This is a genomic window from Umezakia ovalisporum Ak1311 (genome assembly GCF_029891685.1).
Taxonomy (GTDB): domain Bacteria; phylum Cyanobacteriota; class Cyanobacteriia; order Cyanobacteriales; family Nostocaceae; genus Umezakia; species Umezakia ovalisporum.
This window is the reverse complement of record NZ_JANQDJ010000087.1, coordinates 58,157-81,518: the sequence shown is the minus strand read 5'-3', so window position 1 is coordinate 81,518 and position 23,362 is coordinate 58,157. Positions and strand designations below refer to the sequence as shown.

At 41.5% G+C, this 23,362-nt stretch carries 28 protein-coding genes and 1 tRNA gene; 12 read left to right on the top strand and 17 right to left on the bottom strand.

What is annotated here, in order from left to right; genetic code table 11:
* Positions 1 to 148: 148 nt before the first annotated feature.
* Positions 149 to 931: an ABC transporter ATP-binding protein gene (locus tag NWP25_RS17935; protein ID WP_280649805.1), complete on the top strand. Its 783-nt coding sequence runs from the start codon at positions 149 to 151 to the stop codon at positions 929 to 931.
* A 27-nt stretch (positions 932 to 958) separates the two neighbouring features.
* On the opposite strand, the gene NWP25_RS17930 is transcribed toward NWP25_RS17935, so the two are convergent.
* The 3 genes from NWP25_RS17930 to NWP25_RS17920 are packed head-to-tail and all read right to left on the bottom strand — an operon-like array spanning position 959 to position 3,119.
* Complete coding sequence (locus tag NWP25_RS17930) at positions 959 to 1,864, bottom strand: sulfite exporter TauE/SafE family protein (RefSeq protein ID WP_280649806.1); 906 nt, start codon at positions 1,862 to 1,864, stop codon at positions 959 to 961.
* Entirely contained in the window at positions 1,864 to 2,400 is a 537-nt protein-coding gene (locus tag NWP25_RS17925) for a rhodanese-like domain-containing protein (RefSeq protein WP_280649807.1), read from the bottom strand. Before NWP25_RS17925 ends, NWP25_RS17930 begins: the two co-directional genes overlap by 1 nt.
* Before the next feature lie 17 nt (positions 2,401 to 2,417).
* Entirely contained in the window at positions 2,418 to 3,119 is a 702-nt protein-coding gene (locus NWP25_RS17920) for an MBL fold metallo-hydrolase (RefSeq protein WP_280649808.1), read from the bottom strand.
* Between the two features lie 139 nt (positions 3,120 to 3,258).
* Between NWP25_RS17920 and NWP25_RS17915 the strand changes: the two genes are divergently transcribed.
* Positions 3,259 to 3,612: an ArsR/SmtB family transcription factor gene (locus NWP25_RS17915; RefSeq protein WP_280649809.1), complete on the top strand. Its 354-nt coding sequence runs from the start codon at positions 3,259 to 3,261 to the stop codon at positions 3,610 to 3,612.
* A gap of 23 nt (positions 3,613 to 3,635) precedes the next feature.
* Here the strand turns inward: NWP25_RS17915 and NWP25_RS17910 are convergent, their stop codons facing one another.
* Both NWP25_RS17910 and glpX read right to left on the bottom strand, forming a co-directional pair.
* Positions 3,636 to 4,922, bottom strand: a complete 1,287-nt coding sequence (locus NWP25_RS17910) for a glutamyl-tRNA reductase (RefSeq protein WP_280699916.1) — start codon at positions 4,920 to 4,922, stop codon at positions 3,636 to 3,638.
* A gap of 171 nt (positions 4,923 to 5,093) precedes the next feature.
* On the bottom strand, positions 5,094 to 6,131 hold the full coding sequence (glpX, locus tag NWP25_RS17905) for a class II fructose-bisphosphatase (protein WP_280649811.1): 1,038 nt from the start codon (positions 6,129 to 6,131) through the stop codon (positions 5,094 to 5,096).
* A 219-nt stretch (positions 6,132 to 6,350) separates the two neighbouring features.
* Between glpX and tadA the strand changes: the two genes are divergently transcribed.
* Entirely contained in the window at positions 6,351 to 6,845 is a 495-nt protein-coding gene (gene tadA / locus NWP25_RS17900) for a tRNA adenosine(34) deaminase TadA (protein WP_280649812.1), read from the top strand.
* 101 nt (positions 6,846 to 6,946) lie between these two features.
* Positions 6,947 to 7,684: a lysophospholipid acyltransferase family protein gene (locus NWP25_RS17895; RefSeq protein WP_280649844.1), complete on the top strand. Its 738-nt coding sequence runs from the start codon at positions 6,947 to 6,949 to the stop codon at positions 7,682 to 7,684.
* Here NWP25_RS17895 and NWP25_RS17890 read toward each other — a convergent pair whose 3' ends face one another.
* The gene (locus NWP25_RS17890) at positions 7,685 to 9,787 is read right to left on the bottom strand and encodes a S8 family serine peptidase (protein WP_280649813.1); all 2,103 of its coding nucleotides are present in this window, start codon (positions 9,785 to 9,787) and stop codon (positions 7,685 to 7,687) included.
* 156 nt (positions 9,788 to 9,943) lie between these two features.
* On the opposite strand from NWP25_RS17890, the gene NWP25_RS17885 reads away from it, so the two are divergent.
* From NWP25_RS17885 to grxD, 3 genes are all read left to right on the top strand, one after another.
* On the top strand, positions 9,944 to 10,549 hold the full coding sequence (locus NWP25_RS17885; protein ID WP_280699914.1) for a hypothetical protein: 606 nt from the start codon (positions 9,944 to 9,946) through the stop codon (positions 10,547 to 10,549).
* A 271-nt stretch (positions 10,550 to 10,820) separates the two neighbouring features.
* On the top strand, positions 10,821 to 11,078 hold the full coding sequence (locus NWP25_RS17880) for a BolA family protein (protein ID WP_280649845.1): 258 nt from the start codon (positions 10,821 to 10,823) through the stop codon (positions 11,076 to 11,078).
* Positions 11,079 to 11,168: 90 nt separating this feature from the next.
* Positions 11,169 to 11,492 (top strand): Grx4 family monothiol glutaredoxin, encoded by a 324-nt coding sequence (grxD, locus tag NWP25_RS17875; RefSeq protein ID WP_280656203.1) that lies wholly within the window; start codon positions 11,169 to 11,171, stop codon positions 11,490 to 11,492.
* A gap of 413 nt (positions 11,493 to 11,905) precedes the next feature.
* Here the strand turns inward: grxD and NWP25_RS17870 are convergent, their stop codons facing one another.
* Positions 11,906 to 12,154 carry a DUF6761 family protein gene (locus tag NWP25_RS17870; protein ID WP_280649816.1) on the bottom strand — a complete coding sequence of 83 codons (249 nt, stop codon included), beginning with the start codon at positions 12,152 to 12,154 and terminating at the stop codon, positions 11,906 to 11,908.
* A gap of 388 nt (positions 12,155 to 12,542) precedes the next feature.
* Between NWP25_RS17870 and NWP25_RS17865 the strand changes: the two genes are divergently transcribed.
* Both NWP25_RS17865 and NWP25_RS17860 read left to right on the top strand, forming a co-directional pair.
* Positions 12,543 to 12,803, top strand: coding sequence for a zinc ribbon domain-containing protein (locus NWP25_RS17865; RefSeq protein ID WP_280699913.1), 261 nt, complete (start codon positions 12,543 to 12,545; stop codon positions 12,801 to 12,803).
* Positions 12,804 to 13,006: 203 nt separating this feature from the next.
* Complete coding sequence (locus tag NWP25_RS17860) at positions 13,007 to 13,777, top strand: response regulator transcription factor (protein WP_280649817.1); 771 nt, start codon at positions 13,007 to 13,009, stop codon at positions 13,775 to 13,777.
* A 29-nt stretch (positions 13,778 to 13,806) separates the two neighbouring features.
* Here NWP25_RS17860 and NWP25_RS17855 read toward each other — a convergent pair whose 3' ends face one another.
* The 5 genes from NWP25_RS17855 to NWP25_RS17835 all read right to left on the bottom strand — a co-directional run bounded on the left by NWP25_RS17855 (position 13,807) and on the right by NWP25_RS17835 (position 16,807).
* Complete coding sequence (locus NWP25_RS17855; protein ID WP_280699912.1) at positions 13,807 to 14,586, bottom strand: ABC transporter ATP-binding protein; 780 nt, start codon at positions 14,584 to 14,586, stop codon at positions 13,807 to 13,809.
* Between the two features lie 47 nt (positions 14,587 to 14,633).
* Positions 14,634 to 15,194, bottom strand: coding sequence for a hypothetical protein (locus NWP25_RS17850; RefSeq protein ID WP_280649819.1), 561 nt, complete (start codon positions 15,192 to 15,194; stop codon positions 14,634 to 14,636).
* 27 nt (positions 15,195 to 15,221) lie between these two features.
* Positions 15,222 to 15,992: a 1-(5-phosphoribosyl)-5-[(5-phosphoribosylamino)methylideneamino]imidazole-4-carboxamide isomerase gene (gene hisA, locus NWP25_RS17845; RefSeq protein WP_280649820.1), complete on the bottom strand. Its 771-nt coding sequence runs from the start codon at positions 15,990 to 15,992 to the stop codon at positions 15,222 to 15,224.
* A gap of 198 nt (positions 15,993 to 16,190) precedes the next feature.
* Entirely contained in the window at positions 16,191 to 16,475 is a 285-nt protein-coding gene (locus tag NWP25_RS17840; RefSeq protein WP_280649821.1) for a DUF3593 domain-containing protein, read from the bottom strand.
* Positions 16,472 to 16,807: a DUF2499 domain-containing protein gene (locus NWP25_RS17835; protein ID WP_280649822.1), complete on the bottom strand. Its 336-nt coding sequence runs from the start codon at positions 16,805 to 16,807 to the stop codon at positions 16,472 to 16,474. Before NWP25_RS17835 ends, NWP25_RS17840 begins: the two co-directional genes overlap by 4 nt.
* A 65-nt stretch (positions 16,808 to 16,872) precedes the next feature.
* Here NWP25_RS17835 and csaB point away from each other — a divergent pair, with 65 nt between their 5' ends.
* Positions 16,873 to 17,904 (top strand): polysaccharide pyruvyl transferase CsaB, encoded by a 1,032-nt coding sequence (gene csaB / locus NWP25_RS17830; RefSeq protein ID WP_280649846.1) that lies wholly within the window; start codon positions 16,873 to 16,875, stop codon positions 17,902 to 17,904.
* A 59-nt stretch (positions 17,905 to 17,963) separates the two neighbouring features.
* Here csaB and NWP25_RS17825 read toward each other — a convergent pair.
* The 5 genes from NWP25_RS17825 to NWP25_RS17805 form a co-directional block, all read right to left on the bottom strand.
* A tRNA-Pro gene (locus NWP25_RS17825) sits at positions 17,964 to 18,037 on the bottom strand.
* Positions 18,038 to 18,102: 65 nt separating this feature from the next.
* A complete protein-coding gene (locus tag NWP25_RS17820) occupies positions 18,103 to 18,468 on the bottom strand; it encodes a DUF1818 family protein (RefSeq protein ID WP_280649823.1) in 366 nt (121 codons plus the stop codon).
* 57 nt (positions 18,469 to 18,525) lie between these two features.
* Positions 18,526 to 19,059 carry a hypothetical protein gene (locus tag NWP25_RS17815; RefSeq protein WP_280656201.1) on the bottom strand — a complete coding sequence of 178 codons (534 nt, stop codon included), beginning with the start codon at positions 19,057 to 19,059 and terminating at the stop codon, positions 18,526 to 18,528.
* 22 nt (positions 19,060 to 19,081) lie between these two features.
* A complete protein-coding gene (locus NWP25_RS17810) occupies positions 19,082 to 19,321 on the bottom strand; it encodes a DNA-directed RNA polymerase subunit omega (RefSeq protein WP_280649825.1) in 240 nt (79 codons plus the stop codon).
* A 186-nt stretch (positions 19,322 to 19,507) separates the two neighbouring features.
* Entirely contained in the window at positions 19,508 to 20,953 is a 1,446-nt protein-coding gene (locus NWP25_RS17805) for a glycoside hydrolase family 13 protein (protein WP_280656200.1), read from the bottom strand.
* 474 nt (positions 20,954 to 21,427) lie between these two features.
* Between NWP25_RS17805 and NWP25_RS17800 the strand changes: the two genes are divergently transcribed.
* Together NWP25_RS17800 and NWP25_RS17795 are read left to right on the top strand one after the other, a co-directional pair.
* Positions 21,428 to 22,717 carry a glucose-1-phosphate adenylyltransferase gene (locus tag NWP25_RS17800; RefSeq protein WP_280649827.1) on the top strand — a complete coding sequence of 430 codons (1,290 nt, stop codon included), beginning with the start codon at positions 21,428 to 21,430 and terminating at the stop codon, positions 22,715 to 22,717.
* A 117-nt stretch (positions 22,718 to 22,834) separates the two neighbouring features.
* On the top strand, positions 22,835 to 23,344 hold the full coding sequence (locus NWP25_RS17795) for an AAA family ATPase (RefSeq protein ID WP_280649828.1): 510 nt from the start codon (positions 22,835 to 22,837) through the stop codon (positions 23,342 to 23,344).
* Positions 23,345 to 23,362 lie beyond the last annotated feature (18 nt).

Genomic DNA, 23,362 nt, shown 5'->3' with positions numbered 1-23,362 from the left:
TCAGGCATATTGACGCTACAGGAGTTGGAATCAATACTTTAGTTGGTGAAGACCTGCTAGATGGGATTCTGACGTAGAATGTAGAATCTCCGTGGCTTTAGCCTGGATAGTGTCAAAAAAACAGTTTTGATGAATTGAAAACATTTTTATGGTGGATAATAAGTTACCCCAGCTTCCTTTGTTAGCGGCTACTGGACTTTGTAAAAGCTTTGGAGGTGTTAAGGCGGTTCATGATGCTCGCATCGCGGTATTTAAGGGTAGTATTACTGGTTTGATTGGCCCTAATGGTGCTGGTAAAACTACTCTATTTAACCTACTCTCTAATTTTATTCGTCCTGATCTGGGACGAGTTTTCTTTGATGGCAAACCCATTCACCATCTACAACCACATCAAATTGCCCAGCAGGGCTTGGTACGCACTTTTCAGGTGGCGCGGACTCTTTCGCGGTTGTCGGTGTTAGATAATATGCTGCTGGCCGCGCAAAAACAAACTGGGGAAAACTTTTGGCAAGTGCAGTTACAACCCCACGTTGTCGCTCAAGAAGAAAAGGAACTTAAAGCACAAGCAATGTTTTTGTTAGAGTCTGTGGGGTTGGCACATAAAGCACAAGAATATGCTGGTGGTTTGTCTGGTGGACAACGTAAGTTATTGGAAATGGGGCGGGCGTTAATGACTAATCCCAAGTTAATCTTATTGGATGAACCAGCAGCAGGTGTAAATCCAAGATTGATTGATGATATATGCGATCGCATTATTACTTGGAACCGTGAAGATGGTATGACTTTTTTGATTATTGAACATAATATGGATGTGATCATGTCTTTGTGCGATCATGTTTGGGTACTGGCGGAAGGTGAGAATTTAGCTGAAGGAACTCCTGCAGCAATTCAAACCAATCCTCAAGTTTTAGAAGCTTATTTGGGACATTGAACTATCAAACCTCACTTTGGCTTTTTCTTAGTAAAGGGAGGAGGTGGAAATTTTTTTTCTATTTTGTGTGATTGTTAGGTATGGTTCTTGATGGTCGCTATTGTGCCAATCTATAGCTTTTTTTAGTCTGAAGTCTTGAAAAACATGCCGATTTTGCAATAAGATAAATGCTGCTATTCCTAATAGGAAATAACCAAAATATTTCTGTAGCTTTTTGCTATCAATATATTTAGATAGGTAAGCACCTAAAAGACTGCCAACACTGGCAGCTATAATAAATGAACCAATGACTTTCCCATCTAAATCAACCTCTCCCCAGTAGCCTAAAAATCCAGATGCAGCATTAGCAGCAATAATTAACAGGGAAGTACCAATGGCCTCTTTCATGGGCAGGTTTCCCAAAATAACTAACGCAGGGATAATGGCAAATCCTCCTCCTACTCCCACTAATCCTGTTAATACACCTACGCCTAATCCTTCACTTACTAGCCATAACCAACAGTGTTTACAAATTGGTTGAGGATAAAGTTCTAATGTGGGTTTTTCCGTAGGTTTTTTAGTGGCTGTTTTGACGCTGCGCTTAATCATTAACCCGGCTGCTAAAAACATCATGACTGCAAATAACAGCATTTGCAAGGTATCAGTGACGAATGGAAGATTGGCAATTTTAGCTCCCGCAAAAGCACCTAACATGGTAGCAGAACCAAAGATAAATGCTGTTTTCAAATTGACGTTTCTCTGTCGCCAGTGGGGAATGACTCCAATTAAGCTAACAGCTCCCACAATGACTAAAGTCATAGCTACCGCGGATTTGGGGGGTATTCCCATGACATAAACCAATGTAGGTAATGCTAAAACCGAACCACCACCACCAATTAATCCTAAGCTAATACCAATACCAACGGCTAGAATATGTCCTAATATCCATGTCATTATCTTACGTGTTGGTTGTAGGGTAATTTTGCTAATAAGCTTGCCATGGCACAGGTGTTAGTTACTCCAGCAAATATTAAACCTACACCCACAAAACCACTTAAAATTAAAAACCAACATGAAACAAAAGCTCCCAAAATAGTTGCTGTAAATACCAATAAACCAGCTAGGATTTGTACCTGTCTCATTAAACTAATGGGGGCATTTTTATTAAAATTAGTGGCATAGTTTAACTTTTTCCAGGCTGTAATGCCTCCTTCTAGTTGTGTAAAATCTGCAAAACCAGCATTGATCAATTTTTGGGCTGCTTGGTGAGAACGATTTCCTGCTTGGCAATAAAGTACGACTTTAGTATGAGGCTGAAAAGGTACTTGTTCTGGACGGAATTGAGAAAGGGGTAAAAGTTTAGCACCGGGAATATGTTCTGCTGTATATTCTGAAGGTTCTCGCACATCAATAAGATGCACTTTTTGTTTTTCAGTCCAATTTTTGAGAGTTACAGCATCTATTAGTTGCAGTTTTTTTTGTGGAATCATCTTTCTACCATCTAATATTAATTGTGAACTACTAACCCATGACCACAACGTTGATTTGCTGGTAATGCTTCCATGATTTTTTGGGGATTTGGTAAGTTTAAGTTCCCCATAAATTCAATAAAGCTATCTCGGTTATGTGTTTGAAAACGAGGGTTAAAGTGTTTTTCTTCACCGATAGTCGAAACTGTATAACCTCGGTAATCATGTCCTGGGTAAACTAAGGTTTGATTGGGAAGTGTAAATAATCTTTGGGTAACCGAGTCAAACAATTTTCCTGCATCACCACTTTGAAAATCGGTTCTTCCACAACCACGAATAAATAAAGCATCTCCGGTTAAAATTCGCTCCCCGTTAACTAAATAAGCCATGTGGCTATCTGTGTGTCCTGGGGTAGCAATTGCTTCTATGGTGATTGAATCTATATGCAGAATTTCTCTGTCCTGAATATGTCTGTCAGCACAGCTAGCTCGGGCATTTTCTGGTACGATTCCTGAACATTTAGTTAGTTGACGTAATTTACCCGTACCTGTAATATGGTCTGCGTGAATGTGGGTTTCTAAGCAGTAGTAGAGTGTTAAACCTAACTCTGTAATTAGTTGGTAATCTCGTTCTACGTGCTCAATGACCGGATCAACAAGAACAGCTGCTCTAGTATTTTCGTCAGCAATCAGATAAGTGTATGTACTGGATTGACTATCAAAAATTTGGCGGAATAACATCTTTCTCTCCCCATCAAGCCAACGGCGTTAATTGGCTGTTAAATATTGGTTTTTGGAACTTAGGGTTTATTTAATAATCTGACTATATTACTATATAGTTATAATGTCAACATAAAAGCAAAAAAATATTTAGTGTTATATGTCAGAGATATTTCCCGCTGTCCTCAGCCAAGTTGCAGATTACTTCAAAGTTTTGTCAGAAGTTAGTCGCCTACAAGTATTATGTTGTTTAAAGACAGGTCCTAAAAATGTGACACAAATTATTGCGGAGAGTGGATTAGGGCAGGCTAATGTTTCCAAGCACCTCAAAGTTTTGGCTCAGGCGAGTATTGTGAAAAGAACACCTGAGGGAGTTAGTGTAGTTTACGAAATTGCTGATCCGATATTGTTTCAGTTGTGCGATTTAGTGTGCGATCGCCTGGCTGTGCGATTGCAAGAACAAACGCAACAGTTGTCACAATTGGAAAATCAGGATTGGGGGACAAAGGGTTAATGTGATGCCCAATGTCCCATAACTTAGCTAAATTGCTCGCCTGCATCTAAATTAAACAAAATTTGCAGGGTTTGCATGCAATGTCGTCTGGCGTCAACATCCTGCTGTGCTCGTAATTGTACCATCGGATCATGTAAAATTTTGTTAACAATTCCCCTTGTTAAAGCTTCAATCACTTCTTGATGTTTTTCGGCAAATTCTGAACCTAGGCGAGACAAGGCTTTTTCTAATTCTTGTTCGCGGATGGCTTCTATTTTAGTTCTCAGACAACTAATCGTAGAAACTGTTTCTAGCGATCGCCACCAAATATCAAAAGCTTCCACTTCTTGATCTAAAAGCTTTTCTGCCTCTTGTGCCATTTTGCGACGGCTTTCGTAGTTTTGGGCTACGACGGCTTTTAAATCATCGACATTAAAAGCTTGTACATTCGTGAGTTCATTGACGTCGGCGTGAACGTTACGCGGTACAGAAATATCAAATAACATCAAAGGCCGACGGGGGTTTAAGACTAGTTCTAGCTGGCTACGGTCAAGTATTGGTTCTGTGGCAGAAGTACTTGTAAATACTAAATCACTTTCGGCAATTACCGTCATCATTTCTGATAGCGGGTGAGTATATATAGACTGTTCGGGATAAAGTTTTGTTAATTCCTGGGCGCGTTCTTGGGAGCGATTGATAATAGTAATCTGTGCAGCACCTTTAGAAATGAGGTGTTGTACTAACAAACGGGACATTTTACCAGCGCCGATAATTGCCACCCGGCAAGCTGCTAAATTAGTCGCCTTTATTTGTGCTAACTCCACAGCCGCGGAACTGATAGAAACTGCACCAGTACCAATGTTCGTCTCAGTACGCACGCGCTTACCAGCTGTGAGTGCTTGTTTAAATAATCGATTGAGAATTGTTTTTATACCGTTGTATTGCTGACCTAGTTTGTGAGTATTTTTGACCTGAGCTAGAATTTGGCCTTCTCCCAGTACCAAACTATCTAAACCAGATGCCACCCGCATCACGTGCATGACAGCATCATTGTGGAGCAACATAAACAAGTGTTGACGTAGAGACTGTACAGGTAATTTGCTGTGTTCAGAAAGGAATTGAGTAACTTCCCTGATGCCCTGTTCAGTTTCACTGGTAACAATATAAATTTCCAGGCGGTTGCATGTGCTGAGTATTGCTACTTCATCAATGTGGGGGTAGCTGCTCAGATGAGCGATGGCACTTTCAGTTTGTGGTTCTGGAATACTCAGCTTTTCCCGAATTTCAACTGGGGCTGTTTTATGGCTTAACCCCACCACGGCAATATTCATTATTTACGGCTAATTGGTAATGGATTTATTGATTATTGTGGATTGGGATTGGAGTAGAGAAGAGGCAAGGGGTGGGGGTGTAGCGAAAGGAAATAGTTTGGGATTGACCATAGCACTACTTCCTACTGCCTACTCCCTATTCTCCACTCCCTATTCCCTACTGTCTAACTACTAACGCAATTGCAGATTTTTGGGTTCATTGAATAAATGGATAGTATCAACAAAACGGGCTGTTTTCGATTGGTTGGAAATAACCAAGCTTTGAGTTCTTGCACCACCGTTAAAGAAGCGGACGCCATCCATTAGAGTACCGGGGGTAATGCCGCAAGCTGCAAATAGAACTGTTTCGCCAGAGGCTAATTCATTGTCATTGTAAACCCGATCAGGGTCTTCAATGCCCATTTCTTTTAACCGAGCGAGATTGCCTTCTTTGCTTTCACCAATCAAACCTGTTTTTACAACTTCTGGGTCATAGATCAGTTGTCCTTGGAAATGTCCTCCCAGGCACCGCATAGCCGCAGCAGAAATAACTCCTTCTGGTGCTGCACCGATGCCCATTAGTGCGTGGATATTTGTCCCACCGAAAGCGCAGGAAATAGCAGCAGAAACGTCGCCATCACTGATTAATCGTACTCTTGCGCCGGCGGTGCGAATTTCCTGAATGAGTTCTTTGTGGCGGGGACGATCCATAACCACAACCACCAATTCCTCTATGGAACGGTTTAAGCACTCAGATAGAATCTTGAGGTTTTCAGTAGCAGACTTGTTTATATCCACTAAACCTTTTGCTGGTGCTGGTGCTGCTAGTTTCTTCATGTAGAAGTCAGGAGCAGCAAATAAACCACCTTTTTCTGAAATTGCCAGAACTGCCATTGAACCATTTTGACCGTAGGCAACTAGGTTTGTACCTTCGCAAGGGTCTACAGCAATATCAATTTCAATCAGTTCATCAGGGTTACAGAAGTTTTTAGCATCTGGTTGGGTACAGACACCCACTTCTTCCCCAATATAGAGCATGGGCGCTTCATCACGTTCGCCTTCACCAATCACAATGCGACCGCGCATATAGATTTTGTTCATCCGTTCCCGCATGGCTTCCACTGCTACTTGGTCAGCAATGTTTTTTTCGCCTTTGCCCATCCATTTTGAGGAAGCGATGGCCGCTTGCTCTACTACCTCAATAATCTCTAATCCAAGTGTATTTTCCACAGAGTCACCCTCTAAACTGCTTTTTTGAAGTTGTCTTATCTGCCTATTTCAGTCTTCAAGTCTACCAAAGGGCGGATACACCTGGGAAATACTATCTACTAGAACAAATGTTAAGTTTTACTGCTTAATGACAATTATACTCAAATTCACCTATTTTTTTAGTACTAAGGTACTGTAATCAGCAATTAGCCAATATGGTTAAAAACAAGGCATAACAAAATGTTAATTGAACATCCAGAATATCTGATACATCGGCAATGGATGAATCGCGCTCTAGACTTGGCACAAATTGCTGGCGATGCAGGAGAAGTACCTGTTGGCGCTGTGATTGTTGATCCTCATGGAAATTTGATTGCAGAAGGGGAAAACAGAAAGGAACGAGAAAAAGACCCCACTGCTCACGCAGAAATCCTCGCTCTGAGATCTGCTGCTAAAAGTTTACACAGTTGGCGCTTAAATCAATGCACTCTGTACGTTACCCTAGAACCTTGCCCGATGTGTGCAGGTGCTATTGTGCAAGCACGTATAGCAATGCTTGTATATGGAGTGGACGATACTAAAACTGGCGCAGTTCGTACTGTTATTAATATCCCTGATGGGGCTGCCTCTAATCATCGCCTCAAAGTGATGGGAGGTATTCTAGAGTCAACTTGTCGCCAGCAATTACAAACTTGGTTTGCCATTCGTCGTCAAAAAAGTAACGGACAGAGATAAAACTGTCCAGTGGCTTTGACACAATTAACAAAAGAAAAATTACGGTGTAATTAATTCAGGGTTTATTTGATTTTCTAGTACAACCACTAGCTGCCATTATGATGCAAATTTATACTCGTGAACCAGCTGGCTCACAAACACTAGCTATTACTAAAACAAATACTAAAGTATCTCGCACTACCTCGCGGATATCTCCTTGGCTAAGTCCCTTATTGTATCTATTAGGGCGGTACTTTTTGTTACCGTTGTTCTTTCGACGAATTGAAATTACTGGACAGGAAAATGTACCTTTAACTGGCCCTGTGATTTTAGCTCCTACTCATCGTTCACGTTGGGATTCATTGCTTTTGCCCTATGCTACTGGGCGCTGTGTCACAGGACGAGATTTGCGGTTCATGGTCACTATTAATGAGTGTTATGGGTTGCAAGGTTGGATAGTTAAAAGTATGGGGGGGTTTCCAGTGGATCCTCAACGTCCAGCTATTACGACTCTCCGTCATGCGGTGGAATTACTAGAACAAGGAGAAATATTAGTTATTTATCCAGAAGGTAATATTTATCGGGATGGCAAAGTGCACTCGTTGAAACCAGGAATTGCTCGTCTGTCTTTGAGTGCTGAATTTAATCACCCAGGATTGAATATAAAAATTTTACCGATTAGTATTAACTACAGCCAACCTTATCCTCAGTGGGGTACGAGTGTGAAAATATGTATTGGAAATGCGCTTAAAGTGCCCGATTATGCTGTTGGTAATTTGAAACAAAGTGCCGAATATCTAACTTCAGATTTAGCATTAGTTTTAGAAGAATTAAGCAATCCAGAATTAATTGACCAATGATTAATGACCAATGACTAATGACCAACTATTAAGTTGGCCTACATCTTGGAGTGCATGGTCGATTAACCATAATTGCCATGTTCCTTGAGCAGAAAAAGTAAGTAACTGTTTCAGAGTAGGATGCGATCGCATGGTGTAAGTTCTTTGTAAATTAGTGCGGCGGCCTAAAGTGCGGTTCTGCAACAATACCCGTTGATTATTCGGGGCTATTAGATAAATCTCTAAGTCGCCTAAAAAATCATGGGTAATATTAACCGTGATTTGAAGCTCTTTAATGGTAATTGATTGGTCAATGGCAATAGCACTTTTAATTCCCTGTGGATAATTATCTGGAATATTTAACTGACGGGAGTTTTCGCCTGTGATCTGTTTACTAGCAGATGACAAGGAAGTGCGTAGTTTGAGGGCTGCTTGTACTGCTTTGGCTGCATTAACTTTGCCATAACCGAACCATTGAGAATGACCGTTATGATTATAAGTGCCTTGTTGCATACCCAACTGGGGGTCTGGGTCATAATCGACAATTTTATCAGCGGTTTCTTGGAGAATAAACCTGACTTGTGAAGCCGTTAAGTCAGGATTTGCTGACAACACCAACGCAGCTACGCCTGCGACTATGGGAGCAGCACTGGAAGTACCGCCGAAATTATTGGTAAAATCACTATGATGGTAACCTGCGGCTCCTATTTGGTCAGTACTTAAGATTTGTAGTCCGTGAAGAGTAGCAGTAATTGGGGGTTGTGTGTTGACAAAACCCCGATGTTGAAATGACAATACCGGGGGAGCATTGTTACTAGGGGCACATAAGGCAATATTAGTTCCCCAATTACTGTAAGCAGCTTTTTTGTTGAGGCTAGTAGAAGCAGCAATGGCAATTACATCTGGATGTAGTGAAAATCCATTTAACCAATTTGTATTTCCTGCTAACAAATTGCTTGGCCAATTTTTCTCATAAACAGTGCCATTGAGGGGACGGTTAGCATTTCCCGCTGCAAAGACAATTACGCAACCTTGACCATTGCGCCCTGTAGTAGCTGCGCGAGTAATAGCCGCCCGTTGGCGCAAAGACAAGGGGAAATATACAGCAGAAGCACCCCAGCTGCAAGAAATTACACTGGCTCCCTGCTCTATAGCCCAGTTAAAGATATTCTCAATGGATTCATCGTCTAAAAAACCAGTACTACGAATTGGCATTAATGCACAACCAGGCGCAACTCCGACAATACCCTTACCGTTTTCTTCGGCAATAGCCAGCCCTGCACAAGCTGTTCCATGACTAGTTTCTCCTTGACCAGGTACAGGCAAAAAGCTATTGTTTTTTAAGTCTCTAGGAGCAACAATTTTGCCGCTACCTTGGAAATCTGGATGGTTCAAATCAAAAGAATCATCCACTATGGCTACGACCACAGAACGGACACCGCGAGTAATATCCCAAGCTTTCTCCACAGAAATATGAGAACCAGCTACCAATTGATGACCACCTTTGTGGTTCAGATACCATTGGTCAGGATACATGGTATCACTGGGTCTGTAATGTGATTCACTTTTTAATAGGATGTTAGGTTCAGCAGCTAACACTTCTGAAAAGCCTTGTAATTGGTTAGTAATCTTGAGGGGATTTTCTCTGGCTTGTTTGCTGACTAAAAACACAAAAGTATGAGGAAGACCTTGGACTGGTTTTTGTTTAACTAGGCCAAATTCACTGGTGATGGCATTAATTGCAGTAGAATCTACCCAAGAGGCAAATTGAACAGTAATTTGGTCATTGAGGTAAACGTAAGTTTCTGGATAATCTTTGATTGTGTAAACATGACCTACAAAAGCCACGTTTTCAGCAGAGCGTGCTTGGGACATGGCCGAATCTAACTGATTGGGTAGAACGGTAAAAAGTTCTAAATGCGCTTGGGGGATAGTATGTTGCCAAGTAGCCCAAATAACGTGAGATAATTGTTCGGGAGTAAAGTTGGTTACCGGACGAACGGTGAAGCGGTCTACGACTTTTTCTAGAATTAATTCTTCACCACCGCGTTGTAAGACCATTCCCAAACTGCTTGTTGGTAAACCTGTGTTGGTAAAATCAGAGGAACTAGCGTGGTCGTTCATAACGGCGATTATAGTTAGTATACAGAGGCAATGGGAACTCTATCAAACCGATTTTCAGTCTAATTCAGAGAGCCTTCAATAGTAACTTTATTTTGTAAGGTTAGATATCGAAAGTTTTTCTGGTTTTTCTATACAGTTGTCGCACTAATTAACCCCATGAATTCTGCTGTTGTTCCTCCTTTAATTAGTTTTACCTCGTTATCATTATCATTCATAGCGGCTTTCAGCTTGCTATCACCTGTCAATGCTCAGGTACAAAATTTACCGAAGATTTATACTCAAGTACAAATCATTGACCCTAATGATGCCAACACACTACTTCCTACAGCCCAAAATAATAGCGTTTTGAGTATGGCAGGAGGTGAACGGCTGATGCAAGAGGCAGATCAAGCTATTTCTGCTCAAAACTACTCTTTAGCAGCTAAAAAACTACAAGATGCACGTCAGGTTTATAATCAATTATCTAATTTCTATCAAGAACTAAATGCTAGCTTTACGGGAATTGATACCAAAGTTTCTGATTCCCAGCGGAAAAAAGCCCTGGAAACAGCCCAAAAGCGGGATGAAGCCACCTATCAGTTAGCACTCGTACATCGGGCACAAAATCAACCTGAATTAGCTGTCCCGTTGTTAGTTCAGATTATTAAAAGTCAAAACCCGACACGGGATTTAGGCAAGAAGGCTTATCAGCAGTTATTTGAATTAGGTTTTGTTGACGCGCCCTTTCCCAGACAGGGTAGTAATTCATCCCAAAATAGATAATTTCTCTACATCTGCCCAGAAAGGGCAAATGGTAAGATGGAGTTATTTGGCAAAAAAACCGGGAGTTAACACTGTCGTTCAGGTAGCTTTTCCCATTGGGAGAGGCTAAGATTACCAAAGTAGTGAGGCGATTCTCGGTACACAGGAAGCTGAGCAAGCATTACTTTTCTACTTGCTCAAGTCCTAAAGGGGAACGGCATTGAGAAGTGCCGAGTTTTTTTTCCTCCCACAGCTTTGAGCAGTGGGTTTCTACATTATGCGCAAGGTTATTATGATTAATCCACAGCAAGTTGAGGCAATGATCAAGGCCGAACTGCCAGATTCCGAAGTTCAGGTGCAAGATTTGACTGGTGGTGGTGACCACTATCAAGTAACAGTTGTTTCATGGCAATTTGCCAATAAGGGATTGGTGCAACAACACCAATTAGTTTATGGTGCTTTGCGCAAAGCTATGTCAACTGAAGCGATTCATGCCTTGGCTATAAAAACCTATACTCCTGAAGCGTGGCAAGCAACAGCCGCTTCCTAAGTCAATAAGTTCAAATTTATAAGTTCAAGTTTGAACTACAAAACCGAGTATCAAATTTTAGCTATTAGCAACACAGGAAACAAAAAGTCCATGACTCCAGAAACCAAAGAAAAAATTGATAATTTGATCAAACAAAATAAAATTTTGGTTTTCATGAAGGGAAACAAGTTGATGCCTCAGTGCGGTTTCTCTAACAATGTTGTGCAGATTCTGAACACTTTGGCAGTTCCTTTTGAAACAGTTGATGTGCTTTCAGATCCTGAGATTCGTCAGGGGATTAAAGAATATTCTGACTGGCCGACAATTCCCCAAGTGTATGTTGACGGTCAATTCATCGGGGGTTCAGATATTATGATTGAACTTTACCAAAAGGGTGAATTGCAGGAAATGGTAGAAGTAGCATTGGCTTCCTAATTTGCCAACAGTTAAAATCCCCTTTTCCACGTTGGGCGCACCAAAGTAGGGAGGAGGGGATTTTTTTCATTAATCAAAATATCCTGAAAAATTCACAGCAGCAAGCCCTTGATGAGGGCGCATGATATGCTATGATCTTCTCCGGTGTTTATGGAATTTTTAGATTTATTTGGTATATGTATCACTCGTTGTTCGTGAAACATATACCCAAACCCTGAGCCTGGTAAGCCCATGGTTTGGGTTAAGCCAAAACTAAGAATCTAAAATAGAATCCCGTGGCATCAAGAGTGGAAATTTTAGATTTGTTTGGTTTACGTGTCATCGGTTGTTGGTGAAACATATCCTTCATCTTCAAGGCTGGTGGTCTGGGTCAAGCCAAAATCTAAAATCTAAAAGTTAATCAGTACAGGGCACTAGTAGTAATCAAGTTGTGGTTGTGTTTTAGTGATAACAAAGTTTGATGCATCGTAGAGGTAGCGTCCAGCTTCCTCTTCTAAGCGATGAATCAGCATAGGTTCAATAGCGTTACTATGTCGCAGCGCGGCTAAATACCCATCCAAATACATCCGCATATCGTCCGTGCGATAACCGCGATTCCATAATTCGACGAAGGCGTCAGTAATTCGTTGGTAATAGCGGATGGTTTGTGCGTCTTGAAGCATAACTGCTATGTTAATCTCTTTAGAATGAGAATTGTAAACGATTCACGCTGAAATGTGAAGTGTTACTTTCACCTTCTTGGCTTCAACTCAAGGGCAAAATGTCTACCCTAGGTTAGATTTTCTCTGGTACATTGTATATTGATCATATTCCATAAAAGTTGGAATATGATGTTTGGTAAGGTTTTCTTATAAGAAGGATGCCGAGAATTCCTAAGAAACAGTAAGGTATTTGTGTCTTTCCTGTTGTGGCTGCGCTACGCAGGCTATCAGAGGGGCGATGAAGGCTAACCGCAGGATTTATGCTTTGTTGAAATTACTTTCCTTGTTGCTCAATATAATGCTTCACTGTTTCAGCTTAGTAGCCTAGGAAGACTTAAGAGTTTGCAATATGTTCAAAAACCATTGTTTGGCAAAATCAATTGGTGATTCTAGTTGGTGTTTGTGCGGGTGGTGGTTAGAATATTTTGCTGCTAATTTTGGTAAATTAGCTGTACCTATACCACCTGAATACATGAGTCAAAGGTGTGGCAGTTGTGGTGTAATTCTCAAGAAAATTCTATCAATTGGTGCTTACATTTTTAGTTGTGGTTTCCAGTTGCATAGAGATACAAACACAACTAGAAATATTCTGAATCTTGCAAGAGCATAGAATTTTTAATGGCACTAAGAAAAAATTTAAGAATAAATTAAAGAATTCTGCTAACTCAGCTTTCGACAAGCGTTAGAGAGGTATTCTAGGGTTTTCGGTATGAGAAATATTCAGTTAATAGCAACGGAAGTAACAAAGACTACAAAACCCTGTGCCTGGGCTTGTTACTTTGAAGTTCATCGACGCTAAGGGGTCTTGCCACTGTGGGTTCGATTTGTATTGAAATCGTTGAGGGAAATCCCCATCTAAGGTCGTTGCTGGGATGGCACTTGCAACAGTTGGAATACCGCGTGCATCAAGCAGCTAGTATTTATCAAGCAAGGGAATTGTTTTTAAGCCAGCAACCAACACTGATAATTCTTGATGCTGATTTACCTGATGGTGATGGGATTGAGTTTTGTCGTTGGTTGCATGGTCAAGAACAACCTTTAATTTTGATGCTATCAGCTCGCAGTAATGAAGCTGATGTTGTTGCAGGTTTGAAGGCGGGGGCTGATGACTATTTAAGCAAACCTTTTGGAATGCAAGAGTTTTTGGCAAGAGTAGAGGCGCTAATTCGCCGCAGGCGCACTCCCACTGCACCGGCTTATTTGGATTATGGTAGTTTGCAAATTGATTTGGTACAGCGCCGGGTTCGATTTCAAGGCGAGTTTATTGATTTAACCCCTCAAGAATTTAGTTTACTGTACGTTTTGGCACAAGCTGGGGGAACTCCTCTGAGTAGATCAGAATTACTGCGTCGTGCTTGGCCTGATGCGATTGATAATCCCCGGACTATTGATACTCACGTTTTATCCCTACGAAAAAAGGTTGAACTTGATCCGCGTCAACCTAGCTTGATTCAAACTATCCGTAATGTGGGATATCGATTTAATATGGAAATTTTAAATTCTAATGTTCCGCAGTCAGCTGTTAGTTTAAGGAAGGAGAGATTCAGTCATCCACGTTCTACAGTAAGTACTCAACGGTCTTAAAAGAGTAAGATTGAATCTCAATTTTGAATTTACCAGGTCCATTCTTCGGCTGCTTTGGTTTCTGCTTGTATTAAATGTTCTTGTAGGGTAATCCAATTAATTTCAGGGGCTGTTTGATTTGTGAATAAGTGACCTTGCTCTAGATATAATAGCCGGGTGCAAAATACTTGGGCTAAGTCAAGCTGGTTATTCACCATTAGAATTGTTGTTTGATGAGTTTGAGTCAGCTGAGTTAAAATTTCTATGACATTGGCAGCTGTACCCGCATCTAGGGCAGAGGTTGGCTCATCTAATAATAAAATTTTTGGTTGGATAACTAAAGCACGAGCGATGGCTACTAATTGTCGCTGTCCAGTGGAAAGTTGTAATTCAGTCCTGAGGAGCCATTCACTGGGAATGTGCAGTTGTTTTATCCAGTTATCAATTCTTTGTTGAATTGTCGATTCAGGCAAACCACGTAAAATTAAAGGATAAGCTAAAGCCTGGCGGACTGTCATTCCTAAGAGCTTTGATTCTTGTAGTACAAGTGTAATCAGTTGGCGCAGCTGTATGGTGGGAATTTGGCTATATTCCTGATTTTCCAGATAAATTTTGCCTCTTGTAGGTTCACTAAGGCGGTTAATCAGGCGTAACAAGGAAGTTTTACCAGCACCACATGGACCGACAATGGCAATGCGATCGCCTGGAAACACCTCAAAGGAGATATCCTGCAAGATGGGGTATGATGCTTGAAGTTGGGGTTTGAGCTTTGCTAGTAAATTAACTTGTTCTAGCTTCAATTGGGGTATTATTGTGGTGTGATTTTCCAATTTCAACCTGAATAAAGGATTAGATGTTGGGACTAGGGAAAAAATTTTCAGTTCCCCATGATCAATGCTGTGTTGATAGTCCATGCATCTACCAACAACAATAGCAGGGTAAATCCCAACAAAATCATGTACATCCAGGGTTGCGCTAAGGTGCGAACACCTGTGGTATCAATTCCTGTTTTTGCTTGTACTGTCTTGAGTAAGGGAGAAAATCTAGCTACACGCATTGGTAATAGGTAGGCTTTTCCGTCCTGACTGACGAAATAATAAACTAGTCCGCCTTGACTGGTGGAACGGGGTTTTAACTCTTTAACATCTAACCATGGTAAAGTCCAACCCTTACGAAAAAAACGAGGAACCCAGGCGGGATAAGTCACTTGAATTCCTTGGTCATTTACAATCACTCGTTCACTTAGGACTGCATATAAGCCCACAAAACCAATGCTAATTCCTACCCACAATAATACTGGGGGTATGGGGGCTGCTGTTACCTTAGATAAAAAAGGTAATGGGAGGGTGAGTGCTATGTATAAAGTCAATAGTGTGATCCGAATTAACGGAGACAGAGGAAAAACAATAGTTGAGTTGTTTGCTGTTGTCGCTGTCACGGCTGAATTACCTGGTTTGATTGTTGGTCAAGCAAAGGTAGAGTCTACGTTGGGGGGAATATCTTGAATACGTCCCGGTCCGATGGCGCGTAATGCTTCTCTAAGGGCAATATCGCCAGTATATAAGGCTCGACCAACGATAACACCTGTTACGCCTTGCATTTCTAAGGCTAATAAACTTAATAAATCACTTACAGAACTCACTCCCCCGGAGGCAATAATGGGAATGGAAATTTTGGCAGCAAGTTGTCGTAAGGCTTCTAAGTTGGGGCCTATGAGTGTACCATCGCGGTGAATGTCTGTGTAAATGATAGCTGCTGCGCCGAGTTCTTGCATTTCTAGGGCTAGTTGGGTGGCTAAAACTTCGGAGGTTTCTAACCAACCACGAGTCGCTACTAATCCGTTACGAGCGTCTATTCCAATGATAATCCTTCCCGGAAATTCTTGACAAAGTTCTTGGACTAATTCGGGTTTTTCTACGGCAATTGTACCGAGTATTGCCCACTGTACTCCTAAATTAAATACTTGCTCTATGCTCGTGGGATGGCGTAATCCACCGCCAACCTCAATGGGTACGGGTACGGCTTCAGCGATGGCTTCTATTGCATTGAGGTTAACTACTTTACCTGCTTTCGCACCGTCTAAATCGACTAAATGTAATCTGGTTGCGCCTTGGTCAACCCACTGTTTTGCAATATCAACTGGTTTTTCACTAAAAACTTGCGATCGCTGATAGTCTCCTTGATAAAGTCGTACACAGCGACCTTCTAGTAAATCAATAGCTGGAATTACGTCCATTTATTTATTCCGTTCTTCATGAATTCTGATCACAGTCAATATTTGACTTTGTATCACTTAGAGGGGTAGAGGTGGGGAGAATCAGAGTTTTCACATTCAAATTCAACAATGCCTCTTTCTCCATTATAAAAGAAGTCAAAAAACGGCTCAAGAGTGGCAAACAAGCTGGTAATGTTCGCCCTAGCATCACTTGTTTAGCTAACTTGATTTTCTAACGGCTTGGGCGAAGCCCATTACCAGCAAAATGTTAGAAAGGCTTAAAAATACTTCTGCACTGCCGTGTAACCAATCTACATTAGCTAAGGAAAGATTATAATGCAGTTGAGCGTAGATTCCCGCCGGAATAGTGATGGCAACAAATACAAGAGTGCCATAAAATCCATATAAGGCTAACCGTGGCATTTGTGGACTGCGGCTAATGAACCACAAGAAACCCAAATAAGGAAATAAGGAAAGAGCAAATAGGGTTTCTTTGGTGATCATAATTTAGATTCCATGCTTTGGGGTGCGACTGTATCTTCTGATTTCGTAGAACGCCAAATCAATACTGCAGCTGCCCAAAGTGTAAAATTCCCAATTAAGGTCATGCTGGCTTGCAGTGTTACTAGCCATTCTAGAGATGCGGGATTGTCGAAATAATGCCAGGTACAGGCACACATGGCACTGACTAATGCTGGTAACATAGCAAAAGATAGTCCCCACCATGTGTGGTTGCCAGTGAGTTCGCCGTAAGTCCAAATTAACCAAATGGCGACAATCCACTCAACAACGCTGGAAATGTGAATAATCCAGGTAGGAATAGAAAGAGCGTGCATAAGTAATTTAAAATCGAATGACTTGAAATTATTAACTTTAAGATTATAAGTTTAAAATGGCGAAGATGCGGGCGTTGTTGTCTGGGTATTACGGTAAGGGTAATGGTGGTGATGAGGCTTTGTTAGCGACGCTTTTGCAAATGTTACCACCTCACATAACACCTGTGGTGCTTTCTGGTAATCCCAAGGAAACAAGCTATCGCTATGGTGTAGAGTCTCACAATCGCATGGCTATTTTAGCTGTATTACGAGCTCTGCGCTCTTGCGATATTTTTATTTGGGGCGGTGGAAGCTTAATTCAAGATGTCACCAGTACCATAAGTCCATTTTATTACGTGTTGCTGATGGTATTGGCTCAAAAAATGGGTTTAAAAACTGTAGCTTGGGCCCAAGGTATTGGCCCGTTGTTAGGGGCACAAACTCGCTTGTTGGCAAAATATTCCTTTGGATGTTGTACCAAAGTGAGTGTCCGGGATGGCGCTAGTGCTGTTTTATTAGCTGATTGGCAAATTCCTTGTCTGGTTGCTCCTGATCCTGTTTGGGCGTTGGTAAGTAAGCCAGTACCTAAACTGTGGGATTTACCAGGACCGAGGGTTGCTGTGACTTTGAGAAATCATCGTCAACTCACGCAAAAACGTTTAGCTAATTTGATTCGCGCTTTAGTGGACTTTCAAAAAGCAACCCAGGTTTTTATTTTGCTATTGCCATTTCAAAAGTGTGAAGACTTAGCAATTGCCCAAGTCATTGAACAGCAATTAAAAGACGGGTGTAAAATTCTGCTTTTAGAAGATCCGCAATTACTAAAAGGTGTTTATCAGGGTGTGGAAATGGCCATTGGGATGCGTCTACACAGTTTAATTATGGCTGCATCTGAAGGCTGTCGTTGTTTTGCTATCAGCTACGACCCCAAAGTAAATCGGCTCATGGAAGAATTAGATATGCCTGGGTGGGATTTAACGAGTTTACCAGATGACCCCAATGTAATTAGCAAAACTTGGATAGAACATTATGCTAATGGCCATGGGCTATCATCTGAGCAAATTTTATCTTTAGTTGATCGCGCGTTAATGCACCGTGATATTTTGAGTGAAGGTTGAAAAAATTGAAAAACCCGCCCATCTTTTGGAAAAGATGGGCAGGAAGGGTCTTTTGTCTATCGGAGCGGCGGGATTTGAACCCACGACCTCCACTACCCCAAAGTGGCGCGCTACCAAGCTGCGCTACGCCCCGGTTCAGAATTACCATTCTACTGCAAACCCCTAAAATAATCAAGGGGTGATTGAGAGAAAGTTTGCTCAAAAAGCCTTTAACGTTGCAGAGGCTTGTAGTAACTCTGGCACTGCGGCTGTATCCCATTTGCTTTCCACTCTCCGTCCTGTATTCAGGATTAAGCGCAGGGTGTAGGCTTGGGGATAGCCTTCTACTTCTACCCATAATAAATCACTTTCGGCTTCACAGGCGATTTTTTCTTCATCCATTAATTCAGTTGCGAGTTGTTTCATGCTTTCTGCTAACTGGGCGAATAGTCGGCAAAAATCATTTAATTCGGCTTCGGTTAATTCTGTTGCCCAATCATCTGTGCCTATTAATCCTTTAAATTCCGGTGCGTTGGCATTCCAGCCTATTTGCCAACCAGCACCGCTTTTGATGAATTGTTCCATGAGTTGATTTGAAAAACCTAAAGGAGCGCAGGGGTTTTTTATTTGAGCGGTTGTGCACTACTTGGTGTGGGGGTTGGGGTTAAAGATATCGGTTAAGATTTGGACTAGGGTGTTTCTTTGTTGGCGGTTAAGCTTGCTAATTACTGCGCGATCGCCTTCTAGTGGGTTTTGTCGTAATGTGTCATGACCAGGATAGGAATGATCATACATAATTTCATTTGCGTTAAGGTAATCAGCTAGGGTGAGTTTCCAATCAAAGCGATAATTGGGAGCGCGTCCTTTTTTGTAAATGTGATAGGTAATGAGGCGACTGGCTAAGGTGTTATTTTCGGCAATTTGTCCTGTTTCTTTACTGATGTAGTGATTTTCTTTTGGTAAATCCGGCAATTTCTGATAGACTTGCTTCCAAATGTCGCCAGGGCTAATTCTTTGCCCGAGGGCAGGTTTAATGCCAAATAAGTTGGTTGATATTGTTGGTATTGATTTAACAATTACACCAAAATTACAGACAAAGGAACCCACTACTATCAAAGCAGTGAGTGTTTGCCAAGGTTTTCCTGGGGATTGAATGAACGATAAGTTCTTGCTCATCCTTACCTTTGCAAAAGTTAGATTATAGTTCGCCAATAATTTCTGGCTGAGTTAGTTCATCGGACATTTCAATAATTGCCCTGAGTACTGGCTTCATCATTACATCTTCGGCTGGGGTGTCAAAGTCTTCATAACGCCGCCGTTTCGCACGGTTTGCCACCTGAACTGTAATGCGGTAGCGATTTGAGGCTGCGCTAATCAAATCCTCGGCACGATACATGATTTGAGACTGGGTTGTCTCGAACTTGGAACGCTTTAGCATAGTCGGTGGTTCATGAGGTTAATCCCCAGTTTAGCAGTTTTGTCTCTGTTGATAGAGGTTTGCAGTTTTTCTGCACTTTGTGATGCTCATGTGCTGAAAACTGATATAACCGCCCAATAATGGTGTAATTCATGGAATTGACACTGTGTTAATGCCAGGCGTGGTTGCTGGAGGCTAAAGGTTAAATCAACCCAAAATACAGCCAGTACGTGGCGGGAGAGTTAACGAAAGTTGTTCACCATACCACTCAAATTCCCCGGATCCATACACAAGGTGTTTGGGTTGAGTGGACAGTGTGGCAGTATCCAGATTTGTTGTTGCTGATGCGGTACCAGTGTTAACGGCAATGATCAACACCTCTGTTTCTAAAGTTCTGGTAAAAATGTATAGTTCTGCCTGGGCGAATAGGACTTGATAATCCCCTGTACGCAAAGCTGGGTATTGGTGGCGAACACTAACTAGTTGGCGGTGTGTGTTGAGAATTTCTTGGTTCCAATGGGCTTCTAAAGGGAAACCACGGCGTGAATCAGGATCTAAGCCCCCAGGTAATCCAACTTCGTCACCATAATAAATACTGGGGGCACCGGGAAAAGTGAGTAACAGTAAAGTGGCTAGTTCTACAGTAGCTAAGTCACCCTCTGCTATGGTGATTAATCTGGCTGTATCGTGACTTGCTAGTAGATTTAGTTGTGTCAGTTGAATTGGCCACGGATAAAGTTGCAGTAATTCCTGAATTTTTACGGCGTACTCAGGAGCAAATAAAGGCGGGTAAGGTTTATAATCGCGGGTTTGCACTTGTTCTAAAACTACGCGATGGCCTGCCGTAAAGGCAATTGTCGGCCCGGCAAATAAGTAATTCATTACACCATCAAATTGAGTGCCATCTAGCCATTGACGGGAATCTCCCCAAACTTCCCCGACAATATAGGCTTGGGGATTGATGGCTTTGATGCGATGGCGGAATTCTTGCCAAAAACCAGTTGTTTTTATTTCAAACGGTACATCTAACCGCCAACCATCAATGCCAAATTTAAGCCAATATTCGGCAATTTCCATGATGTATTCTCGTACTTCCGGATTATCGTGGTTAAAAACCGGCAAGGCACGATTGCCTCCCCAACTCTCGTAATTGGCGGGTAATTCTCCTGTGTAAGGTGCAAGAGGCCAACCTGTGATTTTAAACCAATCTAACCAAGGAGAATGAGGTCCATTTTCTAAAATATCGTGGAAAAAGAACAAGCCCCGACTAGCATGGTTAAACACTCCGTCGAGGACAACTTTGATATTGCGTTGATGAGCTGCGTCTAGCAATTCTTTAAAAGCCTCATTACCTCCTAGTAATGGGTCGACCTGATAATAATCGTGGGTGTGATAGCGGTGATTACTCGCTGATTGAAAGATGGGAGTAAAGTAAATTGCGTTAATTCCTAAATTCTGGATATAGTTTAACTGCTCAATAATGCCCCATAAATCGCCGCCTTTGTAACCTTGGAGTGTGGGCATTGCCTGCCAATCTTCCCAGGGGGCATTAGGTAACAGTCGTTTGTGGGGCTGCTTGCTTCTCGCAAAGCGATCTGGAAATATTTGGTAAAAAACCGCGTGTTTAACCCAGTCTGGTGTTTGAATGTCCATGAACTAATTTTTAGACCTTTACGAGTGAGTGATTGTGGCAAATATTAGCTTATTTAGATTTCTGGCTGATGAGATTGTCAACTCTGGCTCTTTTAGAGTTCCCCATTTCTATAATCTGCATCTTGATAGGTAATCAAGGGTGAAAATTTTGATAGTTTGTTCGTGGGGTGGGTTGAGAATTACCTTTGAGTGCAGTATAGATTAAATGTCTCTAAAATTACTAGTAGCTGATTTTACCAAATAAGTATTCAGGAACCTTTTTATAGAGACTTTGTGAGTATGTACTGAGTAATAAAAATACACTCAATTTTTATAAAAATTAGTAAATTTTACTACATATTTACTAAGTATTAATCCGTCAAAGGCAACATTGTGTAAAGTTAACTAATGATTAATCTGTGATCCCCCCTTACCAGTAGTCTCAGACAGTCCTAAACTGAATGTGAGAGTTGAAAGGCAATTGGGAGAAATTTTGTGAAAAAAGTATTAGCAATTATTCTCGGTGGTGGTGCGGGTACTCGTCTTTATCCGCTCACTAAACTACGTGCTAAACCAGCAGTACCAGTGGCAGGCAAGTACCGCTTAATAGATATTCCTGTCAGTAATTGTATCAATTCTGAAATATTCAAAATTTATGTGCTGACACAGTTCAATTCAGCATCCCTGAACCGCCACATAGCCCGTACCTACAATTTTACCGGTTTCAACGAAGGGTTTGTGGAAGTGCTAGCTGCACAGCAAACACCGGAAAACCCCAATTGGTTCCAAGGTACTGCCGATGCTGTGCGTCAATATTTGTGGCTATTTAACGAATGGGATGCAGAAGATTATTTAATTCTCTCAGGAGATCACTTATACCGGATGGATTACCGCCAGTTTATCCAGCGTCATAGGGAGACTAATGCTGATATTACTCTTTCGGTAATCCCTATAGATCAAAGCCGTGCTTCAGACTTTGGTTTAATGAAAATTAACGATTCTGGTAGAGTAATTGACTTTAGCGAAAAACCCAAAGGCGAGGCATTGGAAAAAATGCAGGTTGATACAACTGTACTGGGATTATCCGCAGAACAAGCCCAAAAACAACCATACATCGCCTCTATGGGGATTTATGTGTTTAAAAAAGATGTTTTGATGAATTTGTTGAAAGAATCTTTAGAAAGTACAGATTTTGGCAAGGAAATTATTCCTCATGCCAGCAAAGATCATAATATCCAAGCTTACTTGTTTGATGATTACTGGGAAGACATTGGGACAATTGATGCTTTTTATCATGCCAATTTAGCATTAACAAAACAACCTTTACCACCCTTTAGCTTTTACGACGAAGAAGCACCAATTTACACTCGCGCTCGCTATTTACCTCCGAGTAAACTTTTAAATTGCCATGTAACAGAATCAATTATTGGCGAAGGTTGCATTGTCAAAGATTGCCGCATTCATCATTCAGTTTTAGGGGTACGTTCGCGGGTTGAATCTGGTTGTTTAATTGAAGAATCTTTGATCATGGGGGCAGACTTTTATCAACCTTTTGTAGAACGTCAATGCAGCTTAGAAAAAGGAGATATTCCTGTGGGTATTGGTAAGGATACGGTGATTCGCCGTGCTATTGTTGACAAAAATGCTCGTATTGGTCAGGATGTAAAAATTGTCAATAAAGATAACATCCAAGAAGCAGAACGAGAAAATCAAGGCTTCTACATCCGTAGTGGCATTGTTGTAGTGCTGAAAAATGCGGTAATTCCTGACGGAACTATAATTTAGTCATTAGTCATTAGTCATTGGCAAGAATATACTTTTTTGACTTTTGACTTTTGACTTTCGATTGGTCATGGGTTAGTGATCAGTACTAATTAACCACTTGCAAAGGATATAGAACAAGTGACCAAACTATTTTTGCTAATTGGTCTTCCTGGTAGTGGTAAGTCAACTTTAGCAAAACAACTAATGGCACAATGCCCCCAAATGCAGTTGATTTCAACGGATGCAATTCGGGGGCAGCTTTTTGGTTCCGAAGCAACTCAGGGTCCGTGGCTGTTGATTTGGCGAGAAGTAAAACGGGAATTTCAACAAGCAGTAGCCGCAGATAAAACAACAATTTTTGATGCCACCAATGCCCAAAGACGCCAGCGCCGTGAAGTTATAGCTTTAGCTCGCGAGGCAGGTTTTAGGCAAATTATAGGTTTGTGGGTAAAAACGCCTGTTTGGCTATGTTTAGCACGCAATCAAAAGCGTGAGCGCCAGGTCCCCCCAAAAATCATTTGGCGTATGTATCGTCAGCTCCGGGATGCACCCCCTAGCTTTGAAGAAGGAATAGATGACTTGATTTGTTTTCCTGACAAGAGGGGGTACGGAAATTGCACTCGTGTAGTAAGCGGGAACCACACTTGAATTTCTGTAATCTCTGTT